At 72.9% G+C, this 21,459-nt stretch carries 16 protein-coding genes; 9 read left to right on the top strand and 7 right to left on the bottom strand.

The window, feature by feature from the left end; genetic code table 11:
* Positions 1 to 357 precede the first annotated feature (357 nt).
* The 4 genes from ACZ6B8_RS10045 to ACZ6B8_RS10060 form a co-directional block, all read right to left on the bottom strand.
* Entirely contained in the window at positions 358 to 1,533 is a 1,176-nt protein-coding gene (locus ACZ6B8_RS10045) for a 3-deoxy-7-phosphoheptulonate synthase (protein WP_471606884.1), read from the bottom strand.
* Positions 1,534 to 2,009: 476 nt separating this feature from the next.
* On the bottom strand, positions 2,010 to 3,281 hold the full coding sequence (locus ACZ6B8_RS10050; protein WP_471606885.1) for an NAD(P)/FAD-dependent oxidoreductase: 1,272 nt from the start codon (positions 3,279 to 3,281) through the stop codon (positions 2,010 to 2,012).
* Entirely contained in the window at positions 3,281 to 3,604 is a 324-nt protein-coding gene (locus tag ACZ6B8_RS10055) for a 2Fe-2S iron-sulfur cluster-binding protein (RefSeq protein ID WP_471606886.1), read from the bottom strand. Before ACZ6B8_RS10055 ends, ACZ6B8_RS10050 begins: the two co-directional genes overlap by 1 nt.
* 311 nt (positions 3,605 to 3,915) lie before the next feature.
* Positions 3,916 to 4,842 carry a LysR family transcriptional regulator gene (locus ACZ6B8_RS10060; protein ID WP_471090461.1) on the bottom strand — a complete coding sequence of 309 codons (927 nt, stop codon included), beginning with the start codon at positions 4,840 to 4,842 and terminating at the stop codon, positions 3,916 to 3,918.
* Between the two features lie 264 nt (positions 4,843 to 5,106).
* Between ACZ6B8_RS10060 and ACZ6B8_RS10065 the strand changes: the two genes are divergently transcribed.
* From ACZ6B8_RS10065 to ACZ6B8_RS10090, 6 genes are all read left to right on the top strand, one after another.
* On the top strand, positions 5,107 to 6,408 hold the full coding sequence (locus tag ACZ6B8_RS10065; RefSeq protein WP_471606887.1) for a cytochrome ubiquinol oxidase subunit I: 1,302 nt from the start codon (positions 5,107 to 5,109) through the stop codon (positions 6,406 to 6,408).
* Between the two features lie 117 nt (positions 6,409 to 6,525).
* Positions 6,526 to 7,548: a cytochrome d ubiquinol oxidase subunit II gene (gene cydB / locus ACZ6B8_RS10070; RefSeq protein ID WP_471606888.1), complete on the top strand. Its 1,023-nt coding sequence runs from the start codon at positions 6,526 to 6,528 to the stop codon at positions 7,546 to 7,548.
* Between the two features lie 31 nt (positions 7,549 to 7,579).
* The gene (gene cydD / locus ACZ6B8_RS10075) at positions 7,580 to 9,280 is read left to right on the top strand and encodes a thiol reductant ABC exporter subunit CydD (RefSeq protein ID WP_471606889.1); all 1,701 of its coding nucleotides are present in this window, start codon (positions 7,580 to 7,582) and stop codon (positions 9,278 to 9,280) included.
* Positions 9,277 to 11,046: a thiol reductant ABC exporter subunit CydC gene (gene cydC / locus ACZ6B8_RS10080; RefSeq protein WP_471606890.1), complete on the top strand. Its 1,770-nt coding sequence runs from the start codon at positions 9,277 to 9,279 to the stop codon at positions 11,044 to 11,046. The genes cydD and cydC overlap by 4 nt, the downstream gene beginning before the upstream one ends.
* Before the next feature lie 187 nt (positions 11,047 to 11,233).
* Positions 11,234 to 12,232, top strand: coding sequence for a TIGR03842 family LLM class F420-dependent oxidoreductase (locus tag ACZ6B8_RS10085; RefSeq protein WP_471606891.1), 999 nt, complete (start codon positions 11,234 to 11,236; stop codon positions 12,230 to 12,232).
* Between the two features lie 59 nt (positions 12,233 to 12,291).
* Entirely contained in the window at positions 12,292 to 12,960 is a 669-nt protein-coding gene (locus tag ACZ6B8_RS10090; protein WP_471606892.1) for a DUF4232 domain-containing protein, read from the top strand.
* A 34-nt stretch (positions 12,961 to 12,994) separates the two neighbouring features.
* On the opposite strand, the gene ACZ6B8_RS10095 is transcribed toward ACZ6B8_RS10090, so the two are convergent.
* Positions 12,995 to 14,059, bottom strand: a complete 1,065-nt coding sequence (locus ACZ6B8_RS10095) for a lipoate--protein ligase family protein (RefSeq protein WP_471090474.1) — start codon at positions 14,057 to 14,059, stop codon at positions 12,995 to 12,997.
* 228 nt (positions 14,060 to 14,287) lie between these two features.
* Here ACZ6B8_RS10095 and ACZ6B8_RS10100 point away from each other — a divergent pair, with 228 nt between their 5' ends.
* On the top strand, positions 14,288 to 15,670 hold the full coding sequence (locus ACZ6B8_RS10100) for a cryptochrome/photolyase family protein (protein ID WP_471606893.1): 1,383 nt from the start codon (positions 14,288 to 14,290) through the stop codon (positions 15,668 to 15,670).
* 13 nt (positions 15,671 to 15,683) lie between these two features.
* Here the strand turns inward: ACZ6B8_RS10100 and ACZ6B8_RS10105 are convergent, their stop codons facing one another.
* Positions 15,684 to 16,331 (bottom strand): SDR family NAD(P)-dependent oxidoreductase, encoded by a 648-nt coding sequence (locus tag ACZ6B8_RS10105; RefSeq protein WP_471606894.1) that lies wholly within the window; start codon positions 16,329 to 16,331, stop codon positions 15,684 to 15,686.
* Between the two features lie 127 nt (positions 16,332 to 16,458).
* Between ACZ6B8_RS10105 and ACZ6B8_RS10110 the strand changes: the two genes are divergently transcribed.
* Positions 16,459 to 17,466 carry a MerR family transcriptional regulator gene (locus tag ACZ6B8_RS10110; RefSeq protein WP_471606895.1) on the top strand — a complete coding sequence of 336 codons (1,008 nt, stop codon included), beginning with the start codon at positions 16,459 to 16,461 and terminating at the stop codon, positions 17,464 to 17,466.
* Between the two features lie 9 nt (positions 17,467 to 17,475).
* On the opposite strand, the gene ACZ6B8_RS10115 is transcribed toward ACZ6B8_RS10110, so the two are convergent.
* Positions 17,476 to 19,161: an MFS transporter gene (locus ACZ6B8_RS10115; RefSeq protein ID WP_471606896.1), complete on the bottom strand. Its 1,686-nt coding sequence runs from the start codon at positions 19,159 to 19,161 to the stop codon at positions 17,476 to 17,478.
* 191 nt (positions 19,162 to 19,352) lie between these two features.
* On the opposite strand from ACZ6B8_RS10115, the gene ACZ6B8_RS10120 reads away from it, so the two are divergent.
* Positions 19,353 to 21,197, top strand: coding sequence for a gamma-glutamyltransferase family protein (locus ACZ6B8_RS10120; protein WP_471606897.1), 1,845 nt, complete (start codon positions 19,353 to 19,355; stop codon positions 21,195 to 21,197).
* Positions 21,198 to 21,459: the final 262 nt, after the last annotated feature.

Raw genomic sequence — 21,459 nt, forward strand, 5'->3', positions numbered from 1 at the left:
GTTCTCCCACTCGTCTTTGGTCGTGCCGGTGGTTCCCGTACCGCTGTGAAGTGCGGTGATCTGCCGTACGGAGGACGGGGGGCCGGGCCGGCGCTCGGGGGAGTGCGTCGGCCCGGCGGTCCGTCGGGGCGGATCGCGCGGGTGCGGGGCGGGGCCGGACCGCACCGTCCGGCCGGTCACTGCCCACGATGCGCCGTCCTTCTGTGGCGAGGGCGGATTCCCGCTGGAATGCCGCCACATCCGCGTGTGCCGTCGTGACTCAAGTCCCGCCAGGCCGTGCCGTGTTCAGCTGTTTGAACATTGTTCAGTCAGGTGTGCGGCTCGGTTGTACGAGGCGGGGGTGTGAGCCGGGTGGGGTCAGGCGGGCCAGGCGTTGACGGCGGTGAGGGCCTGGGCGGGGTTGAGGCGGGGGTCGCAGCAGGAGGTGTAGCGCTCGCCGACGGTGTCGAGGTCGGCTTCGGTGGTGGCGCATTCGGTGACGTCGTCGGGGGTGGTTTCCAGGTGCAGGCCGCCGGCGGTGCCGCCGCCGGCGCGGACGGCCTCGACGAAGCCGGTGATCTCCCTGGCGACGGTGTCGACCATGCGGGTCTTGTAGCCGCCGGGGGCGGTGACGGTGTTGCCGTGGACGGGGTCGCTCAGCCAGATCGCCGGGTGGCCGGCCTCGCGTACGGCTTCCACCAGGCGGGGCAGGCGTGTGGCGACGTGGTCGGCGCCCATCCGGGCGATGAGGGTCAGGCGGCCCGGGTCGCGCCAGGGGTCCAGCCGCTCGCACAGGGCGAGGAGATCGGCCGGTTCCATGGTGGGGCCGACCTTGCAGGCCACGGGGTTGCTGACCTCGGCGAGCAGTGCGACGTGGGCGCCCTCGACCTGCCGGGTGCGTTCGCCGATCCAGGGCCAGTGGGTGGAGCCCAGGAACATGCGGCCTTTGTCGTCCATGCGCAGCATCGGCGTCTCGTAGTCCAGCAACAACGCCTCATGACTCGTCCAGACCGGCGACATCACGACGTCCCTGCCCGCGGCCCTCTCCCGCCACCCCAGATGCTCGACGATGTCCCCGGCCGCCATGTAACCGGTGATGATCCGCAAGGGGTCGGGGCGGCGGCTCTCGGCGTCCGGATGCGGCCCGTTGACCATGTGGCCGCGGAAGACGGGCAGTTCGACGCCGTCGATGATCTCTGTGGGCTTGGAGCGGGGCTTGGCGAACTGGCCGGCGATGCGTCCCACCCGCAGGACGGGCTTGCCGGTGATCAGGCCGAGTGAACCGGCCAGCACCTCCAGCAGGGCGGCCTTGCGGGCCACCTGGCGGGGCGTGCACTCCTGGGGGTCCTCGGCGCAGTCGCCGGACTGCAGCACCATCGCCTCGCCGGCGGCAACCTTGCCCAGCAGGGTGCGCAGGGTGGCCAGGTCATCGCCCTGGACCAGCGGGGGCCGGGCGGCCAGCGCATCCCTGACCCGGTTCAGCTGGGAAACATCACTCCAGTCGGGTTGCTGAAGTGCCCCGCGGATACGAATCTCCCGTATGACGTCTTCCATGACGCAACTCCGATCCAGCGGTAATCTAGTGGTTCTCAGGTGAGAATTTCGATGCGCTTTGTATCCGGTGCGGAATTGCCCGGAGCGCACAGTCGCTGGAACGGGTTCGGCACGCTGCGAGTACGTGATCCGACCGCGTCAGAGCTCCTCTGACCTGCGACGGAATCAAACATTGGTGTCCCCTCGACGAAAAGCGGGCAAGCGTGAGGGGACAGGCAGCAGACACCTTGGGCCCCCCGTTGGCCTCGATTTGATCCTGCCTTGTTCAACGAATCAAATCAACAGTGTTTTTACGTTTCACTCATGAACACGATGCGACATTCGCATCACACACGGCATGCCGAAATCAACTCGGCGCAGAAATGCGAGAAATGCAAGGTCGGGCCGCAATGAATTCCCGCCATAATTCCCTGAGGGTGGGTCGGCGCGCGACCGGAACAGGACCAGCCGGTCCCGGTCGCCCGCACCCGCCGCCGTCAGAGCGGCACCGGTGCCTCCGTCCCGGCCCTGGCGAGGCTCCGCAGGTGCTCCCGGAGGCTGAACCCGGGCGCCGCGGCGTCCCCGGGCGTCAGGGGGGAGCCCTGGGTGAGGAGCCGCCGGGCCGCGAGGTGGTCCGTGGGCCGGTTCACCGACTCGACCGCCTGCAGTTCCTCCCCGCGGAAGAGGAGGACCGAGAAGGCGTCGGGGTCGTCGCCGAGGACCACCTCGGTGTCGTGCCCCTCGTCGAACCCGGCGATCTGCACGGTCGTGGCGAACTGATCGCTCCAGAACCACGGCAGTTCGTCGTAACCACCGGGCGCCCCGGTCAGCCTGCGGGCGACCGACTGGGCGTGACCGACGGCGTTCTGCACCGATTCGAGCCGTCGCCGGCTGCCGGAGCGCACCTGCGGGAACGCCGCGCAGTCACCGATGGCCGAGATGTGCGGGTCGTCGGTGAGCAGCCGGGAGTCCACGATGATCCCGCCGTTCACCGGAAGCCCGGCCGCGGCCGCCAGTTCCGTGCGCGGGATCACACCGACCCCGGCCAGGACGAGGTCCGCGGGCAGCCGGCTGCCGTCGGCCAGCTCCACCGCCGTCACGTGGGAACGGCCGTCGCCGTGCAGCGCGGTGACGCCCTGGCCGAACAGCAGCCGGGTGCCGGCGTCGCGGTGCAGCCGGGTGAAGTGCTCCGCGGTGCGCGCCGACGCCACCCGGGCGAGCGGCCGGTCGAGCGCCTCGACGACCGTCACCTCGACGCCCGACTGCCGTGCCGCGGCGGCGAATTCGAGGCCGATGAAACCGGCCCCCACCACCACCGCGCGCCGCGCCCCCGCCAGCGAGGACCGCAGCGCGGCGGCGTCCTCGGAGGTCCGCAGGGTGTGCACGCCGCGCAGTCCGGTGCCGGGCACCCCGAGGGTGCGCGGCCGGGCGCCGGTGGCGAGGACCAGGTGCCCGTAGTCGTACGAGGAGCCGTCGGCGAGGCGCACCGTGCGCGCGGCCGGGTCGATCTCCGTGACGGTGCCGGAGACCAGGTCGATGGACTGGCGCACGTAGTACGTCGCGGGCCGCAGCCACAGCTGCGCCTCGTGGGCCTCGCCCTTGAGGTAGGCCTTGGACAGCGGCGGCCGCTCGTAGGGGAGGGCGTCCTCGCCGCTGATGAGCGTGATGCGGCCCGCGTAGCCGTGCTCCCGCAGGGAAGCCGCCGTCTGGTAGCCGCCCTGGCCGGCCCCGACGACGACGACCGAGTCGGGGGAAGTGGCGTGCGTCATCAGTTCTGCCGTTCCGGAAGGTGGACGATCAGGCCGTCCAGCGTGTCGCTCGACTTCAGCTGGCAGCTCAGCCGGCTGTTGGGCTTGCGCGGGCAGGCCGTGAAGTCGAGCATCTCGTCCTCGCGCTCCTTCGGCGGCTCCAGCTTGTCGAGGGTGGTCTCGTCCACGTAGACGTGGCACGTGGCGCACTGCATGTTGCCGCCGCACTGGGCGACGATTCCGTCGATGTCGTTGAACACGGCGCCGCGCATGACGCTCGTGCCCTCGGGGACGTCGATGGCGGTCTCGGCCCCGTCGACGGCGACATACGTGATTTTGGGCATGGCGGAACTCCTCGATGGCATCCGGACGCGCGCCGGGGCGCGCCGTGACACGGATGCCTGGCAACTGGCAAAGGGGAAACAGGAGGTGGAGATGGCGCGGCCTGTGGTCGACGGGGGACGCGACACCCCGGTCGACTCACCGTCACCAGCCGGCCGTTCGGACACGCGACGTCCTGGGCCAGGGTTGCGGCAGCGCCTCGGAGCGTACCAAAGGAGTTCCGGGCGGGCCAGAACCGGACGTCCGGTCCTGATGCGCTTGACAGGCCCCGGGGATGACGGGCGGCGGCCCCGGGGCCCGGCGGGCGTGGCTCCTAGGGGCGGCGGGCGCGGCCGCGGCGGGGGTCGGGCAGGCGGTGGGTCATGAAGGGCCTGCTGGTCGTGAACTCCCGGAACTTCACGGCGGCGTCGGAGAGATAGGTGTCGCGGTTCCACACCAGGGTGAGCACCCGGTGGCAGTCGGGCGCGTTCACGTGCACCCAGGCGACCGGCACCTGGGAGTCGGTTCCGGCCTGGCGGGAGATGGCGGGGATGAGCCCGATGCCGAGCCCCGCGCTGATCATGTCCTGGCTCGCGCCCGGCTCGTCGCCCTCGCAGGACAGCAGCGGCGTCAGTCCTTCGGAGGCGAACAGCCGGTCAAGGAGGGTGCGTTGCCACTGGCCGGGGCGGGTCGTGACGAACGGCTCGGTGGCGATCTCGCGGATGGTCACGCTCTCCTGACCGTCCAGCCAGTGCCCGCGCGGGACGGCGAGCAGCACCTCCTCGCGGGCGAGTTCGATGCCGTCGAGGTTGGCGCCGGTCAGCGGCTGTGAGGCGACGCAGAAGTCGACCTCCCTGGCCCGCAACTGACGGTCCATCTCCTCCGCGTTCGACTGGTAGAGCCGTACGTCGGCGCGCGGGAAGGCCGCGCGGAAACTGCCCAGGAGGTGAGTGATCGTCAGGAGCGTCTCGGAGGCGACGCTGACCCGGCCGAGTGCGGTGTCCCGGGCGTCGCTCAGGGCCCGGCGCGCGTCGTCGAGCTCGCTCAGGGCGCGGTCCACGTGGCGCAGGAACACCACCCCGTACTGATTGAGCCGGATGCGGCGGCCCTGCCGGTCGAAGAGCGGGACGCCCAGCTCGGCCTCCAGGCGCGCCACGGTGCGGCTGAGCGAGGGCTGGGCGACCCGCAGCTCCTCCGCGGCACGGCTGATGTGCTCAAAACGGGCGACGGCCTGGAAGTAGCGCAACTGCAGAAGATCCATGATCCACCTTCACTTATGCCTTCCGGGACATCCTCACATGGCAAAACCGGTCTTGGATTGCATAAGGAATCCTCTCTACGGTTTTGATCGAGGCCATCGCGCGGATGGCGGGCAACGGTGCCCGGCATCCGCACACGCGACGCGGCGGCCTCCCCATCAGGCCACCGTCTCGGACGCGACCGAGACCCGATGACACCGTCCGCCGCCCACACCGAACCCTCAAGCCGTCCCAACCGGCCACCGTCCCCCCAGGAAGGTCGCATCATGAGCGCTGCGGATCTGGCCCGACTCCAGTTCGCGGCCACGACCGGCATCCACTGGCTGTTCGTGATCCTCACCATGGGGCTCGTCCCCATCGTGGCGATCATGCACACCCGGGCCGCGTTCACCCGTGATCCCGCCCAGAGAGCCGTCCGGGAGCGTATGACCCGCTTCTGGGGTCAGCTCTACGTCATCAACTACGCGGTCGGCATCGTCACCGGCCTCGTCATGGAGTTCCAGTTCGGGCTCAGCTGGAGCGGCCTGAGCAAGTTCGCGGGCAACGTCTTCGGCGCCCCGCTGGCCCTCGAAACCCTGATCGCCTTCTTCGCCGAGTCCACCTTCCTCGGCATGTGGATCTTCGGCTGGGGCCGGCTGCGCCGAGGCGTGCACGTCACGCTGATCTGGCTGGTCGCCCTCACCGCCTACGCCTCCGGCTACTGGATCCTGATCGCCAACGGCTTCATGCAGCACCCGGTCGGCTACGAGGTGCGCGACGGAGCCGCCTATCTCACCGACTTCGCGGCGCTGCTCACCAACTCCAGTGCCCTGGTCGCCCTCCTGCACCTCTCGCTGGGCGCCCTGACCACCGGCGGTGTCTTCATCGCCGGCATCAGCGCCTGGCACTTCCTGAAGGGCACGAAGGAGACCGCGCTGTTCCGCAGCTCCATGAAGCTGGGACTGTGGGTCGCGACCGTCGCCTCCTTCTTCGTCGTCATCGTCGGCGACATGCAGCGGCCCATCATCGAGCGCACCCAGCCCATGAAGGACGCGGTCCTGGAGAACAGCGGCGTCGCCGCACTGCAGGCCCAGCTCGTCAAGGAGCACGGCCCCGGCAACTACGTGCCCTGGCAGGACACGATGCGGGTCTCGATGGACGTCATGACGCTCATCGGCAACACCGTCTCCACGATCACCCTCATCGCCCTGATCCTGCTGTGGAAGGACCGGCTGCTGCGCTGGCGGTGGGCCTCCTGGATCCTGGTGGCGACGGTCCCGTTCCCCTTCATCGCCTCCGTCGGCGGCTGGATCGTCCGCGAGGTCGGCCGCCAACCCTGGATCGTGTACGGGCAGTTGACGGTCGAGGACGCGCTCTCCCACGTGGGGAAGACGTCGCTGCTGCTGTCCTGCGCGTTGTTCATCACCATCTTCGTGGCACTCGCGGTCACCAACTGGACCCTGATCACCAAGTTCGCCCGCCGCGGCCCCGACGCCACCCAGCTCGGCGTCACCGAACCGCTCCCGGACGAGGTGCCCGACGGGCCCGAGGGCAGCGCCGACGAGAAGCAGCCGGTGCCCGCCTTCTGAACCGGGCCTGCCCCCTCTGAACCGGGCCGCCCTCTGAACCGGGCCCGCTTCTCGAACCGGGCCCGCCCGGCACCCCCCCGCCATGAACTCCCCAGCTGTAACGGAAAGTTGAGCGAGATGAGTCTGGAGACCGTCTGGCTGGCCCTCCTGGGCCTGCTGCTCGCCGGGTACTTTGTGCTCGGCGGCTACGACTACGGCGCGCAGATGCTGCACCCCTTCCTCGGCCGAGACGAACCGGAGGAGAAGCGCACCAGCGGGAACGCCGCCCTCGACGCCATCGCGCCGTTCTTCCTGGGCAACGAGGTCTGGCTGGTCGCCTTCGCCGGCGTCCTGTTCGGTGCCTTCCCGCACCTGGAAGGCACCCTGCTGTCCGGCATGTACCCGCTGATCGTGGCGATCCTCGCGGGCCTGGTCCTCGGCAACGCCGCGGTCCAGCTGCGCCGCCGCTCCCGCGGGGCGCGGGGACGCCGGGCCTGGGACGCCCTGATCGTGACCGGCGGCGTCGTGCCCGCGATCTGCTGGGGCCTCGTCGTGGGCCTGATGCTGCACGGCGTGCCGCGCCGCGCCGACGGCAGCTTCCACATCGGGTTCGGCGAGATCTTCACGCCGTTCGTGCTGGCCTGCGGGGCCGCCACCGTGCTGCTGTTCGCGGCGCACGGCGCGGCCTTCGTCGCCCTGCGCTCCGCGGACGGCATCGCCGCCCGGGCACGGGAGTTGGGCGCCAAACTGATCAGCGGCGCCGCGGCCGTCGGCGCGCTCGCGCTGCTCCTCACGCTCTTCGGCGAGGGCGCCTCGATGACCAACCGGGCCACCTCCGCGGTCATCACCGCCGCGTTCGTCGCGGCGCTCGGCGCCGGCTGGTGGTACCTCACCCGCGGCCACGACGTCCTGGCGTTCGTCGCCACCTGCTGCGCCACCGCGCTGCCGGTGCTGCTCCTGGGGGCCGGGCACTACCCGTACCTGCTGACCACCGGGGCCGGCGCGGGTCTGGACATCGACCACGCCATCACCGACGACGCCACCCTGAAGATCCTCAGCGGCTTCGGCGTCCTGGTGATCCCGACGATCCTCGCCTACCAGTTCTGGAGCTGGTGGGCCTTCCGGGGGCGGACGGGCCAACGTCACCCCAGCTACTTCTGACCCCCGGAAAGCGACGAGAGGCACCCCCACGATGAAGCCCGTCGAACGCCGGCTGATGCGCGAAGTACCCGCGCTGCGCCGCCACATGACGCACTCCTCGGTGCTTGCCCTGGTGGGCGCCGGGCTCATCGTCACCCAGGCGGTCCTGCTCGCGACCGTCCTCGCGGACGGCTTCGCCGGCCACACGCCGCGCACCGGACCGCTGGCCGCGCTCGGCGCCGTCATGGCGCTGCGCGCCCTGCTGACCTGGCTGCGCGGCGTGCTCGCCCAGCGCGCCGCGGCCGGCGCCAAGGCCGCCCTGCGGGACCGGATCACCGGACGGATCGAGCGCGCCAACCCGTTGCGCCTCGCGGCCCGCCGCCACGGCGAGACCGCCACCCTGCTCACCCGCGGTCTCGACGCCCTCGACCCCTACGTCGTCGGCTACCTGCCCACCATGGCGGCCACCGCGGTGGTGCCCCTCACGGTGGTCGCCGCCGTGTGGTGGACCGACTGGACCTCGGCGCTCATCATCGTCGTCACCCTGCCGCTGATCCCCGTCTTCGGCGCGCTGGTCGGCCTGCACACCGCCCAGCGCACCGCCCGCCAATGGCGGTTGCTGTCCCGCCTCGGCGGCCACTTCCTCGACGTGGTGGCCGGACTGCCGACCCTGCGCGCGTTCGGCCGCGAAGGGCACCAGACCAGGGTCGTGCGCGAGATGGCCGACGCCCACCGGCGGGCCACCATGCGGACCCTGCGCGTGGCGTTCCTCTCCTCCCTCGTCCTGGAGACCGTCGCCACCCTCTCCGTCGCCCTGGTCGCCGTCCCCGTCGGACTCCGGCTGCTCCACGGCGACGTGGGCCTGCACACCGCCCTCATCGTCCTCTTCCTCGCCCCCGAGGCGTATCTGCCGCTGCGCGCGATGGGCGGCGCCTTCCACGACAGCGCCGAGGGCATCGCGGTCGCCGAACGGGTCTTCACCACCCTCGACGAGGACGACGACGCGCCCGCGCCCGCCGACCGCCTCCCCGCCCCCGACGCCCGCACGGCGCCGCTGCGCCTCGACGACGTCACCGTCCAGTACCCCGACCGGGCCACGCCCGCCCTGCGGAACGTCTCCCTCACCATCGCCCCCGGTGAGCACATCGCCCTGATCGGCCCCAGCGGCGCCGGCAAGACCACACTGCTCTCGCTGCTCCTCGGCTTCGTGACGCCCACCTCCGGCCGGGTCACGGCCGACGGCGCCGACCTCTCCCGCGTCGACCCCGACGCCTGGTGCGCCCAGGTCGCCTGGGTGCCGCAGCGCCCCCACCTGATCGCGGGATCGGTCGCCGACAACATCCGGCTCGGCCGCCCCGACGCGAGCGAGGCGGAAGTGCGCGAGGCGGCGCGGGCCGCGTCGGCCGACGTCTTCGTCGAGGAACTGGCCGAGGGGTACGACACGCTCCTCGGCGAGCACGGCGCCGGTCTCTCCGCGGGCCAGCGCCAGCGGATCGCGCTGGCCCGCGCCTTCCTCAAGGACGCGCCCGTCCTGCTCCTGGACGAACCCACCGCCCACCTCGACCCCGAGAGCGAGGCGGCCGTCACCCGCGCCACCGTGGCCCTGATGCGCGGCCGCACCGCGGTCGTGGTGGCGCACCGCACGAGTCTGCTGCCGCACGCCGACCGGATCGTCACGGTCCGCGCGGGCGCCCTCGCGGCCCCGCCCGCTCACCCCGAACCGGCGCCCACCGAAAGGCTGGTGGCCTCATGACCACGCACCCCGAGGCCCACGCCACCCCCCGCGCACCGCGCCCCACCGTCCGGCTGCTCCGCCACCTCCTGCCGTACTGGCGCAGGCTGCTGCCCGCCGCGCTCGCCGCCGCCGGGAGCGAACTCGCCGCCGCCGCCCTGATGGCCACCGCGGCGTGGCTGATCACCCGCGCCGCCGAACAGCCGCCGCTGGCCGCCGTGAGCGTCGCCATCGTCGCCGTGCGCGCCCTGGCCCTGAGCCGCGGCGCCCTGCGCTACGTCGACCGGCTCCTCGGCCACGACGGGGTGCTGCGCGCCGTCGCGGGCTTCCGCGCCCGGGTGTACGAGGCGCTGGTGCCGCTCGCCCCGGCCGGCACCCCCGCCTTCCGCGGCGGCGATCTGCTGACCCGGCTCGTCGACGACGTCGACGCCGCCCAGGACCTGCTGCTGCGGGTCATGATCCCCGCCACCGCGGCCCTCGTCGTCGCCGCGACCGCCACCGGCACGGTCATGGTGCTGCTGCCCCAGGCCGGACTGCTGCTCGGCGCGCTCCTTGTGGTGGCCGGACTCCTCGTGCCCGCTCTGGTGCTCGCGCTGTCCCGGCGCGCGGGCCGCGCCGAGAAGGCGGCACGCGCCGAACTCGCCGCCCTCACCGTCGACGTGACCCGGGGCGCCGCCGAACTCGCCGCGTACGGCGCACGCGGCCGCGCCCACGACCGGGTGCGCCGGGTCACCGCACGGATCGCCGCCCTGGAGCGGCAGAAGGCCCTGACCACCTTCCTCGCCCAGGCCGTGGTCCTGGCGCTGCAGGGCGCCGCGACGGTCGGCGTCACCTGGCTCGCGCTGCGCGCCCACGCCGCCGGTGACCTGCCCGCCGTGCGGCTCACCGTCCTCGCGGTCCTCGCCCTGGTCTCCTTCGAGGCCCTCGCGCCGTTGCCCGCGGCGGCGCGCCGCTTCGCGGAGGTGCGCGCCTGCGCACGGCGCCTCGCCGACCTCTTCGACACCCCGGCGCCGGTCGCCGACCCGCCCGCCCCGCGGCCGCTGCCCGCCGAAGGGCCCCTCGACGTGACCGTCACGGACCTGACGGTTCGTCATGTGCCGGACGCGCCCCCGGCCCTGGAAGACGTGAGCCTGCGGGTGCCGCGCGGTGAACGCGTCGTACTCCTCGGCCCCAGCGGTTCCGGCAAGTCCACCCTGATCGCGGCGCTCATGCGCTTCGTCCCGTACGAGGCGGGCAGCATCCGCGTCGGCGGCCTCGAACTCGCCGACTGCTCGGGCGCCGACGCCCGCCGCGCGATCACCGGCATGACCCAGGACGCGCACGTCTTCCACGCCTCGATCCGCGCCAACCTGGTCCTGGCCCGCCCCGACGCCACCGACGCCGATCTGTGCGACGCGGCCCGCCGGGCCCGGATCCTGGACTGGATCGAAGCGCTGCCGGACGGCTGGGACACCGTCCTCGGCGGGGACGGCGCCACCATGTCGGGAGGCCAGCGCCAACGCCTGCTCCTGGCCCGCGCGTTGCTCGCCGACCCGCCCGTGCTCGTCCTGGACGAGCCGACCGAGGGCCTCGATCCGGACACCGCCGCCGCGGTGCTCGCCGACATCCTCGACGCCACCCGGGGCCGCACCACGCTATTGGTCACCCACGAGCGGGCGGGGATCGCGGCCGCCGACCGGATCCTCACCCTGGAGGACGGGCGGATCCGTCCCGTCGGCCACCAGGACCTCGACGACGTCACGGGCCTCACGGGATGCGTGGACGACCTGGCCGCGCCCGCGCTCTGACGCCCGGTCACGCCGGCGGCCGGGGTGTCGCCCCGAGCCGCCCGCGGGTCGCGCAAACGTAGCCGTACGGCCGCCGAGTCCCTCTTGCCAAGCCCCGGCAACAAGTCGAGGATTGTCCCTTCTCGGGCGGCTTTCGGGGCGTCTGAGGCGCCATCAGACCTGCGTGACCTGCGTGAGGAGCCGGGCCATGGATTTCGGACTCGTACTGCAGACCGACCCGCCCGCTTCGGAGGTCGTCGGCCTCATGCGGCGCGCGGAGCGCAACGGCTTCCGCTACGGCTGGACCTTCGACTCCGCCGTGCTGTGGCAGGAGCCGTTCGTCATCTACAGCCGCATCCTGGAACACACCACCCGGCTGACGGTCGGCCCCATGGTCACCAACCCGGGCACCCGCACCTGGGAGGTCACGGCCTCCACCTTCGCCACGCTCAACGACATGTACGGCAACCGCACGGTGTGCGGCATCGGGCGCGGCGACTCCGCGATGCGCGTGGCCGGGCGCAAGCCCAACACCCTCGCCCGCCTCGGCGAGGCGATCGACGTCATCCGCGATCTCGCCGAGGGCCGCGAGGCGGACGTCGGCGGACAGACCCTGCGGCTGCCGTGGGTACGGGACGGCAAGCTGCCGGTGTGGATGGCGGCGTACGGCCCGAAGGCCCTCGCGCTCGCCGGACAGCGGGCGGACGGCTTCATCCTGCAGCTCGCCGACCCGTATCTGACGCAGTGGATGGTCAAGGCGGTACGGGACGCGGCGGCCGATGCCGGGCGCGACCCGGCCGACGTGAAGATCTGCGTGGCCGCGCCCGCCTACGTCGGCGACGACCTCGCGCACGCCCGCGAGCAGTGCCGGTGGTTCGGCGGGATGGTCGGCAACCACGTCGCCGACCTGGTCACCCGGTACGGCGAGCACTCCTCGATGGTGCCGGAGGCGCTCACCGCGTACATCAAGGCCCGCGAGGGTTACGACTACAGCCACCACGGCCGGGCCGGCAACCCCGACACCGCCTTCGTCCCCGACGAGATCGTCGACCGGTTCTGCCTGCTCGGACCGGTCGAGTCGCACCTCGAACGGCTGCGTGAGCTCCAGGAGTTGGGCGTGGACCAGTTCGCGCTCTACGCGATGCACGACGCACGCGAGGACGTCATCGACGCTTACGGGGCGTCGGTCGTGCCCGCGCTGTCCTGAGCGGCGGGCCCCTGCGCGCGGGCCTGCGGCGCCACCCCTGGCCATGACATGATCCCGGCGTGACCGACCTGCCGAGATCCGCCGGACGTGTCCTGGCCCTCGCGGTGACCGCGCTGCTCCTGGCCGGCTGCGGGCTCTCCGAGGAACTGGACCGCGAGGCGAACCCGGAGCGCCGTCCGACCGCCGAGGCGACCCGCCCTGACGGGAACACGCAGCGCCCCACCCGCCCCGCGGACCCCACGGATCTCACGGCCCCCTCCGGCCGCGACGCCCCGCCGCCCAGCGCTCCGCCCTGCCCGAAGTCGGGCCTCACGACGTCTCCCGGCATGGTCACGGCGGCCATGGGGCTGCGGGCGATGTCGGTGACGCTGACCAACTGCGGCGAGCGCGTGCGCGTGGTCGACGGCTATCCGGACATCCGTGTCCGCGGGGTCGACCACGCCCTGTTCGACGTCTCGGTACTCAAGGGCACGGAGCCGGTCACCACCATGGACGACCCCGGCCCGCACCGCGTCGCGCTGAAGCCGGGGGAGCGCGCGTACACCACGCTGGTCTGGCGGTACTCGGCCGTCGACGCGAGCACCCGGCGGGGGAGCGGCGTCTACGTGGAGATAGGCCCCGCCGAGGGAGAGCCGCGCCAGACCGTCGAACCGGACGGCGGCCTCGACATCGGGGAGACCGGCATGCTCGGCACGACGGCCTGGCAGCGAAGGCCCCGGTCGTCCTGACCCCGGACCCGCACGGTTCGGGCCACGCCCGGGCTCAGGGCACGCGGGCCGTCCACTCGGCCGTCCCGAACTTGGTGCGCACCAGCTCACGGGCGCGCGCCGACTCCTCCTCGGTGACCTTGCCCTCCGTCAGGCCGTACCGCGAGCGGAAGGAGTCGATCATGCGGTCGATGACCGCCTCGCGGGGCAGCCCGGTCTGCCGGCGCAGCGGGTCGACGCGCTTCTTGGCGCTCCGCGTGCCCTTGTCCGACAGCTTCTCCTTGCCGATGCGCAGGACCTCCAGCATCTTGTCCGCGTCGATGTCGTACGACATCGTCACGTGGTGCAGCACCGCGCCCGCGCCGCCGCCGGGCGCCACCATGCGCTTCTGGGCCGCCCCCGCGATCTTCCCCGCCTCCGTCGCGATGTCGTTGAGCGGCTGGTACCAGGCCTTGATGCCCATGTCGGCGAGGGCGCCGAGCACCCAGTCGTCCAGATAGGCGTAGCTGTCCTGGAAGGAGAGCCCCTGGACCAGGGCGTCCGGGACGGAGAGCGAGTACGTGATGGTGTTGCCGGGCTCCACGAACATCGCCCCGCCGCCGGAGATCCTGCGCACCACGTCGATGCCGTGCCGGGCCGCGCCCTCCGCGTCGACCTCGTTGGCCAGCGACTGGAAGCTGCCGATGATCACCGAGGGCGACGCCCACTCCCACACGCGCAGCGTCGGCGGGCGCCGCCCCGCCGCGACCTCCTGGGTCAGCACCTCGTCGAGGGCCATGTGCAGGGCGGGCGGCTGCGGACCGTCGTGCACCAACTGCCAGTCGTAGTCGGTCCAGTCCGTGGCGTGCGCGAGCGCCCGTCGTACGGCGACGCCCACGCCCTCCGACGTCAGGCCGTACATGACGGTGCCCTCCGGGAGCGCGGCGTCGATGCGGGCGGCCAGGCCCGCGGCGTCCGTGTCGGAGGGGGCGCCGTCCAGCGCGCCGTTGATCGCCTCCAGCGCCTCGTCGGGCTCCAGGAAGAAGTCGCCTGCCACACGGGTGTCGCGCAGCGCGCCGCCCTCGACGTCCACATCCACCACGACGAGCTTGCCGCCGGGGACCTTGTACTCACCGTGCACCGTGCTTCCTCCATGCCCGCGGGCCACGACCGCCCCCGGCTCGTTGTTCCGGACCACCGAATCGTCCCCAACGCTAGCCGAGTACGGAAATGTCCCCGACCGCACCTCTTGTGCGCGCCGTACGGGGGAATCCGCACCGGACGGCGCATCCCCGCAGGACCGGAGCGCGGAAGAAGGGAAGGACACCCAGCAGCCCATCCCGGCCCCGCCCCCTCTGGAGTACGCACCATGCCCATCTCGGTCGTCCTGTTCACCTCCGACCTGCGGGTGCACGACCATCCGCCGCTGCGCGCCGCCGTCAAGGGCGCGGACGCCGTCGTGCCGCTCTTCGTCCGCGACCCGGCGATCGACGGCCACGACGACATGGGGCCGAACCGCGCGGCGTTCCTCGCCGACTGCCTGGCCGACCTCGACGAGCGGCTGCGGGACCGCGGCGGCAGGCTCGTGGTGCGCTCCGGCGACCCCATCGAGGAGGCCCGCGCCGTCGCCGAGGAGACCGGCGCCGAGGACGTACACATGGCGGGCGGGGTCAGCCGGTACGCGCACGCCCGCGAACGGCGGCTGCGCGAGGCGCTGGAGCAGGACGGCAGGAGCCTGCACGTCCACGACGCCGTGGTCACCGCGCTCGCACCCGGCGAGGTGACGCCCGCGAACTCCGACCACTTCGCCGTCTTCACCCCGTACTTCCGCCGCTGGTCCGCGCAGGAACCCCGGGCCGTCCTCGCCGCCCCGCGCGCCGTGCGCGTCCCGGACCGGGTCCGCTCCGAGCCGCTGCCCGACCGCGACGACCTGTCCGGCCTCTCGCCGGGGCTCGCCCGGGGCGGCGAGAGCGCCGGCCGCGCGCGCTGGAAGAAGTGGCTGCGCGGCGGCGACGACGGCATCGACGGCTACGAGGACCACCACGACGACCTGGCGGGCGACGTCACCTCGAAGCTCTCGCCGCACCTGCACTTCGGCACGCTGTCCAGCACCGAACTCGTCCGCGACGCGCGCGCCCGGTCGGGCAAGGGCGCCGAGGCCTTCGTGCGGCAACTGTGCTGGCGCGACTTCCACCACCAGGTGCTCGCGGCCAGGCCGCGGGCGGCCACCGCCGACTACCGTACGCGCGACGACCGTTGGCGCTCGGGGAAGGCCGCGCGGGAGGACGCCCGCGCGTGGCAGGAGGGACGCACGGGCTATCCGGTCGTCGACGCCGCGATGCGCCAGCTCCTTCACGAGGGGTGGATGCACAACCGCGGCAGGCTGCTGACCGCGAGCTTCCTCGCCAAGACGCTCTACGTCGACTGGCGGGTCGGCGCCCGGCACTTCCGGCGGCTCCTGGTCGACGGCGATGTCGCCAACAACCAGCTCAACTGGCAGTGGATGGCGGGAACCGGCACGGACAGCCGGCCCAACCGGGTGCTCAACCCCGTGACCCAGGCCAAGCGGTACGACCCGGACGGAACGTACGTACGCCGCTGGGTGCCCGAGCTCGCCGACCTGAAGGGCGCGGCGGTCCACGAACCGTGGAAGCTGCCCGCGGAGGAGCGCAAGCGCTACGACTATCCCGACCCGATCGTCGAACTGGCCGACGGGCTCAGCCGGTTCAAGCAGGCGCGGGGGATCGAGTGACCGCGCGGGGACCTCAGGCCGCGGTGATCCTCCCCACCAAGGCCCTAGCCGTCGCCAAAGGGTCGGCCCCCGGTCGCGGGGTGGAGGGCAGGCCGATCAGCGGCCGCTCGGTGCAGCCCGAGTCCACGTGCGGCGGACGGAAGTCGACGACCGCGACGGACCGCGGCGCGAGCTCGTCGGCCAGCACGCCGAGCCAGCCGCTCAACGCCGCTTTGGAAGCGGCGTAGTCGGCGGTGCCGGGCCGCTCCGCCGACTCGCCGGTGACCGCCAGCAGGAATCCCTTGTCCGCGACCAGCGGGGCAGCGCCCCGCAACACGGCCATCGGACAGAGGGCGTTGACGGTCAGGAGGTGGCCCGCTGCCGCGTTCGACACGTCCTCGACGGCGCCGAAGCCCGCGGCCCCGACCGCCACGAGCACCCCGTCGAGGCCCGACAGGGCCCGCTCCGCCCAGGGGCCGAGCGCGGTGCACTGGTCCAGGTCGCACGCCTCGAAGGTGCGGGCGGGGCAGTCGCCGAGGTCCTGGGAGAGCGCGGCCAGCCGCACCGGATTGCGGCCCGCCAGGGCCGGCTTCGCGCCGTGCTCGGCCAGGGCGCAGGCGGCGAGACCGCCGAGGACGCCGGTGGCGCCGACCACCAGGACGCGGGCGCCGGAGATTTCCATGCTCTGCCTCCAGGGAGCGGGACGCCGTGCTGCCTGCTCCTCGTACGCGGGCCGTAGTGGGGCCCAGCCTGGTGGCATTCCGTGAGAGGCGACAACCCGCAGCGGTTGTGCGTCGTATCGTCGCGGGATGGGTGCGACACGGCAGGCGGAATCCACCCGGCCCGACGAGGCCGACGCGGGGCTGGCGACGGGCGCCGTCGCCCGCAGACTCGGCGTCGCGCCGACCACGCTGCGCTCGTGGGAGCGGCGGTACGGCATCGGGCCGGCCCGCCGTGAGCAGGGCCGGCACCGCCGCTGGACCCGCGAGGACGTGGGCCGGGTCGAGGAGATGTGCCGGCTGACCGGCCTCGGCGTGCCGCCGGCCGAGGCCGCGCGGCTGGCCCTGACGGAGACCGGGACGACGGTGCCCCGGTCCCGCCCGGCGAGCGACCCGGGCGCGCTCTCCCTCGGCAACGTCCGCCAGGAGTGCCGTGGTCTGGCGCGGGCGGCGGTGCGGCTCGACGCCCCCGCCGTCGAGTCGCAGCTGCGGACCGCGCTGAACGCGTACGGGCTCACCGCGGGCTGGGAGGAGGTCATGGCTCCGGCCCTGCACGCCATCGGACGGAAGTGGGCCTCGTGCGGCGAGCGGTACGTGGAGGTCGAGCACCTGCTCTCCTGGCATGTCTCGTCCGCTCTGCGCCGGGTGCCGGACGTGGCGACGGGACGGGTGTCCCCGCGCCGGTCTGCGCCGGTGCCCACCGCGCCGGTGCTGCTCGCCTGCGTACCGGGGGAGCAGCACACCCTTCCGCTGGAGGCCCTCACCGCGGTGCTCGGCGAACGCGGCCTGCCCACCAGGATGTTCGGCGCCGCGCTCCCCGCGGAGGCGCTGTACGCCGCGGTGCGGCGCATCGGACCGTCGGTCGTGGTCCTCTGGGCACACTCGCGCAACACCGCCGACCGGGCGCTGGTGCACCTCGTCACGGAGACCGAGTGGGGGGTACGGGGAGCCAGGGCCCATCCCACCGTGCTGGTGGCGGGGCCGGGCTGGGCGTCGGGTGCGGGGGCGTTCGCGCCGGGGGTCGGGCGGCTGACCGGGCTGCGGACGGCCGCGGACCGGATCGAGGCGCTCTGCCCCGTGCCCCGAACGTCACCGTGAGCGGTCCCGTCACCGGCCCGCGGGCCGGTCTCCGCGGACCCCGGCCGGTGGGTCGGCCGGGGTTCCGGACGGTACGTCCGACGACGCGGCGGCGGGCGCGGGGGCCGCGGTGCCGGGAGACTCCGATGTGACGCGTGATCCGGGATGGCGCAGCGCGCACAGGAACGCGACGGCGAGCGCGATCGCCATCCCGTAGAAGACCCACTGGTTGGCCTGGGCGAAGTCCATCCGGATGTCGCCCATCGCCTCGCGCATCCGCGTCGCGGCGGCCCCGTCCCCGGTCGGAGCCCGGCCGTCGGCGTTCCCGGTGACCGCCTCGGCGACCGAGCGCGCGGTGGCCCGGGCGTCGTCCTGCGACAGGCCGCGGCTCGTCAGGGTGTCCGTCACGCGGTTGGTGGTCATATGGGTCAGGACCGTGCCGAAGACGGCGAGGCCCACGCTGGCCGCGAAGTTGCGCACGGTCTGGGTGATGCCGGTGACTTCGCCGTACGAGGCGTCGATGGCCCGGTTGACCGCGTCCGTGGAGGCCGGGGCCAGCAGGAACCCGATCCCCGCACCGGCGAGGGCCACGTACGGCCACTGGTCGTGCATCGACAGATCGGTCAACTTGCCCGCCCAGAGCGCGAAACCGACCGCCCCGAGCGCCGTGCCGATCTTCAATGCGGGCCGCGCGCCCTTCCGGTCGAGGATCCGGCCGCCCCACTGGGAGGTCACCGCGAAACCCACGAAGAAGTACAGCAGATACAGGGCCGCCTGGTTCGGCGAGGCGCTGAGCGAGACCTGGGCGTACACCGAGGCGAAGAAGAACAGCGGGACGAACGCGAGCATCGCGAAGAACAGGACGAGGTTGTCGGCCGTGAAGGCCTTGTCCCTGAACACCCGCATCTGGATCAAGGGTTGGGCCACCGACAGCTCGTAGCGGACGAACAGGACCAGCACGGCGAGACCGCCGACGATGCAGACCCAGGTGAGCACGCTGCCCCAGCCCCACGCCTGCGCCTGCTGGAGGCCCAGCACGCTCAGCCCCATGCCCGCCGCGACCAGTACCGCTCCCGGTACGTCGAGCTTCTCCAAACGGCGCACGTTGGGCACGTGCGCCAGGAAGGTGAGGACGAGCGCGATCAGGGCGACCGGGACGTTGACCCAGAAGATCGCCCGCCATGTCCACCCGGTGAGCCACCCGCCCAGCAGGGGGCCGACGGCGGTGAGGGCGCCCGACAGACCGAAGAACAGGGCGAGCGCCCGCCCACGTCGGCCCACCGGGAAGACGTTGACGACGACGGCGAGCGCCGCGGGGAACATCAGCGCCGCGCCCAGCCCCTGGGTGGCCCGGAAGATGATGAGCCAGCTCTGCGCGAAGTCCCCCTTGGGGACACATCCGCAGAGCACCGAGGAGATGACGAACAGGAGTGTGCCGGTCAGCATGATCCGGCGGTTGCCGACGAGGTCGGCGAGCCGGCCGCCGAGGGCGAAGAACGCCGCGAGGGCGAGCAGATAGGCGTTGACGACCCATTGCATGCCGGAGGACGTCAGGCCGAGTTCCTCGATGATGTCCGGCGCCGCGATGGACACGATCGTCTGGTCGATGAAGGTCATCGACACCGCGAACAGCATGGCGGCGAGGGCGAGGGTCTGGCGCGGCGCGCCCGCGGGCGCGGAGCCGGGGACGCTCGTCCGGGACCTGTTGGTACCCATGTGATCAAGTCTGTACCCGAACGCGCGCATCCGCACGGGCAGGCCGCGCGGGGCGTGTGCCCGGGCAGGCGGCGGGCCGGCGGGGATGTTCTCGTGACCGCCCGATCCCGTGACCGCACGATCCTGTGATCCGTTGATCGTTTGCGCCTATGATCCGGGCCGACGCACTCAAACAGCGAGGTGTGAGGCCTGTGTTCACGACCCGACCGACCCTTCAGGGCACCTTCGGCATGGTGTCGTCCACCCACTGGCTGGCCTCGCAGTCCGCGATGGCCGTCCTGGAGGACGGCGGCAACGCCTTCGACGCCGCCGTCGCCGCGGGCTTCGTCCTGCACGTGGTCGAACCGCATCTCAACGGACCGGCGGGCGAGGTCCCGATCATCCTCGCGCCCGCCGGCGGCTCGGTGCGCGTGCTCTGCGGACAGGGGTGCGCGCCGGCCGGCGCCACCGTCGCCCACTACCGCTCCCTCGGTCTGGAGCTGGTGCCCGGCACCGGCCCGCTCGCGGCCGCCGTGCCGGGCGCGTTCGACGCGTGGATGCTGCTCCTGCGCGACCACGGCACCAAGTCGCTCGCCGACGTCCTCAGGTACGCCATCGGGTACGCGGAGGACGGCCACGCCCCGGTCGAGCGGGTCGGCGAGACGGTGGAGACGGTACGGGAGCTCTTCGAGCGCGAGTGGCCCACGTCCGCCGACGTCTACCTGCCCGGGGGCCGTTCCCCGCGCCCCGGCGAGCTCTTCCGCAACCCCGCGCTCGCCGCGACCTGGCGGCGGCTGACCGCGGAGGCCGAGGCGAGGGCCGCCGACGAGGGCGACGGGTCGCGGGTGGCGCAGATCGAGGCGGCGCGCGAGGTGTGGCGGAGCGGGTTCATCGCCGAGGCGCTCGTGCGGCAGGCCGGACGGCCCACCATGGACACCAGTGGCGAGCGGCACGCGGGGACGCTCAGCGCGGAGGATCTGCGCGGATGGTCCGCCTCGTACGAGGACCCGGTCACGTACGACTGGAACGGCTGGACGCTCTGCAAGGCCGGCGCCTGGAGCCAGGGCCCCGCCTTCCTCCAGCAATTCGCCCTGCTGCCCCGGGACATCGCGGAACTGCCCGCGTACGGGTCCGCCGAGTACGTCCATCTCCTCGTCGAGGGCTGCAAGTTGGCCATGGCGGACCGGGAGGCCTGGTACGGGGACGCGGGGGAGCGGGGAGCCGACGGGGTGCCGGTGCGGGAACTCCTCTCCGCGGAGTACAACGCCGGCCGGCGGCGGCTCATCGAGGAGAAGGCGTCGTACGGCTTGCGGCCCGGGGCGCCCGGGGGACGCCGGCCCCGGCTGTCCGCGCATGCGGTGGCGGTGGCCGCGGGGGAGACGCGCGGGCTGGACGAGGGGGCCGGGGCGGCGGCCGGGGCCGGGGAGCCGACCGTGGCCGCGGACGGGGGAACGCGCGGCGACACATGCCACCTCGACGTGGTCGACCGGTGGGGGAACATGCTGTCCGCGACGCCCAGCGGGGGATGGCTGCAGTCCAACCCCGTCGTGCCCGAACTCGGATTCCCGCTGGGGACGCGGTTGCAGATGGCGTGGCTGGAGGAGGGCCTGCCGAACTCGCTGACGCCCGGGCGGCGGCCCCGGACCACGCTGACGCCGTCGCTGGCGCTGCGGGACGGGGTGCCGGTCATGGCCTTCGGCACGCCCGGGGGCGACCAGCAGGATCAGTGGCAGGTGCACTTCTTCCTGGGGGTGGTGCTGCGGGCTGGCGTGCGGGGCGGGTTCGACCTGCAGGGGGCGATCGACGCGCCGAGCTGGCACACGGACGCGTTCCCCGGGTCGTTCCATCCGCGGCGGATGAGTGCGGGGAGCCTCGTGGTGGAGGCTCGGATGGATGCGGAGGTGGTGGAGGAGTTGCGGCGGCGGGGGCACGCGGTGACGGTGGGGGGTGCGTGGTCGGAGGGGCGGCTGTGTGCGGTGTCCCGGGATCCCCGGACCGGGATGCTTTCGGCGGGGGCGAATCCGCGCGGGGCGCAGGGGTATGCGGTGGGGCGGTAGCGGTAGCGGTACGGGTTCCGTTGGGTGCGCGTCTCTGCGCCTGGGGTTCGTCTGTGGGTGCGGGGCCGCGGGGGTATGTGCGTACTCGCCATCCCTGCGCCGCTGCCTCGCGGACAACATTGCTACAGCGTGCTCGGTGCTCCGTGCGCACATACCCCCACGTCCCCTCCCGTCTCGTACGCGGCTGCGAGGCGGCCGGAACGAGGTCTCGTCGCTCCCCTAGGCTTCAGGGGCTGGGTCGTGCCGCGCGGCGCGATGCGGG

This window comes from Streptomyces sp. NPDC041122 (assembly GCF_055592445.1).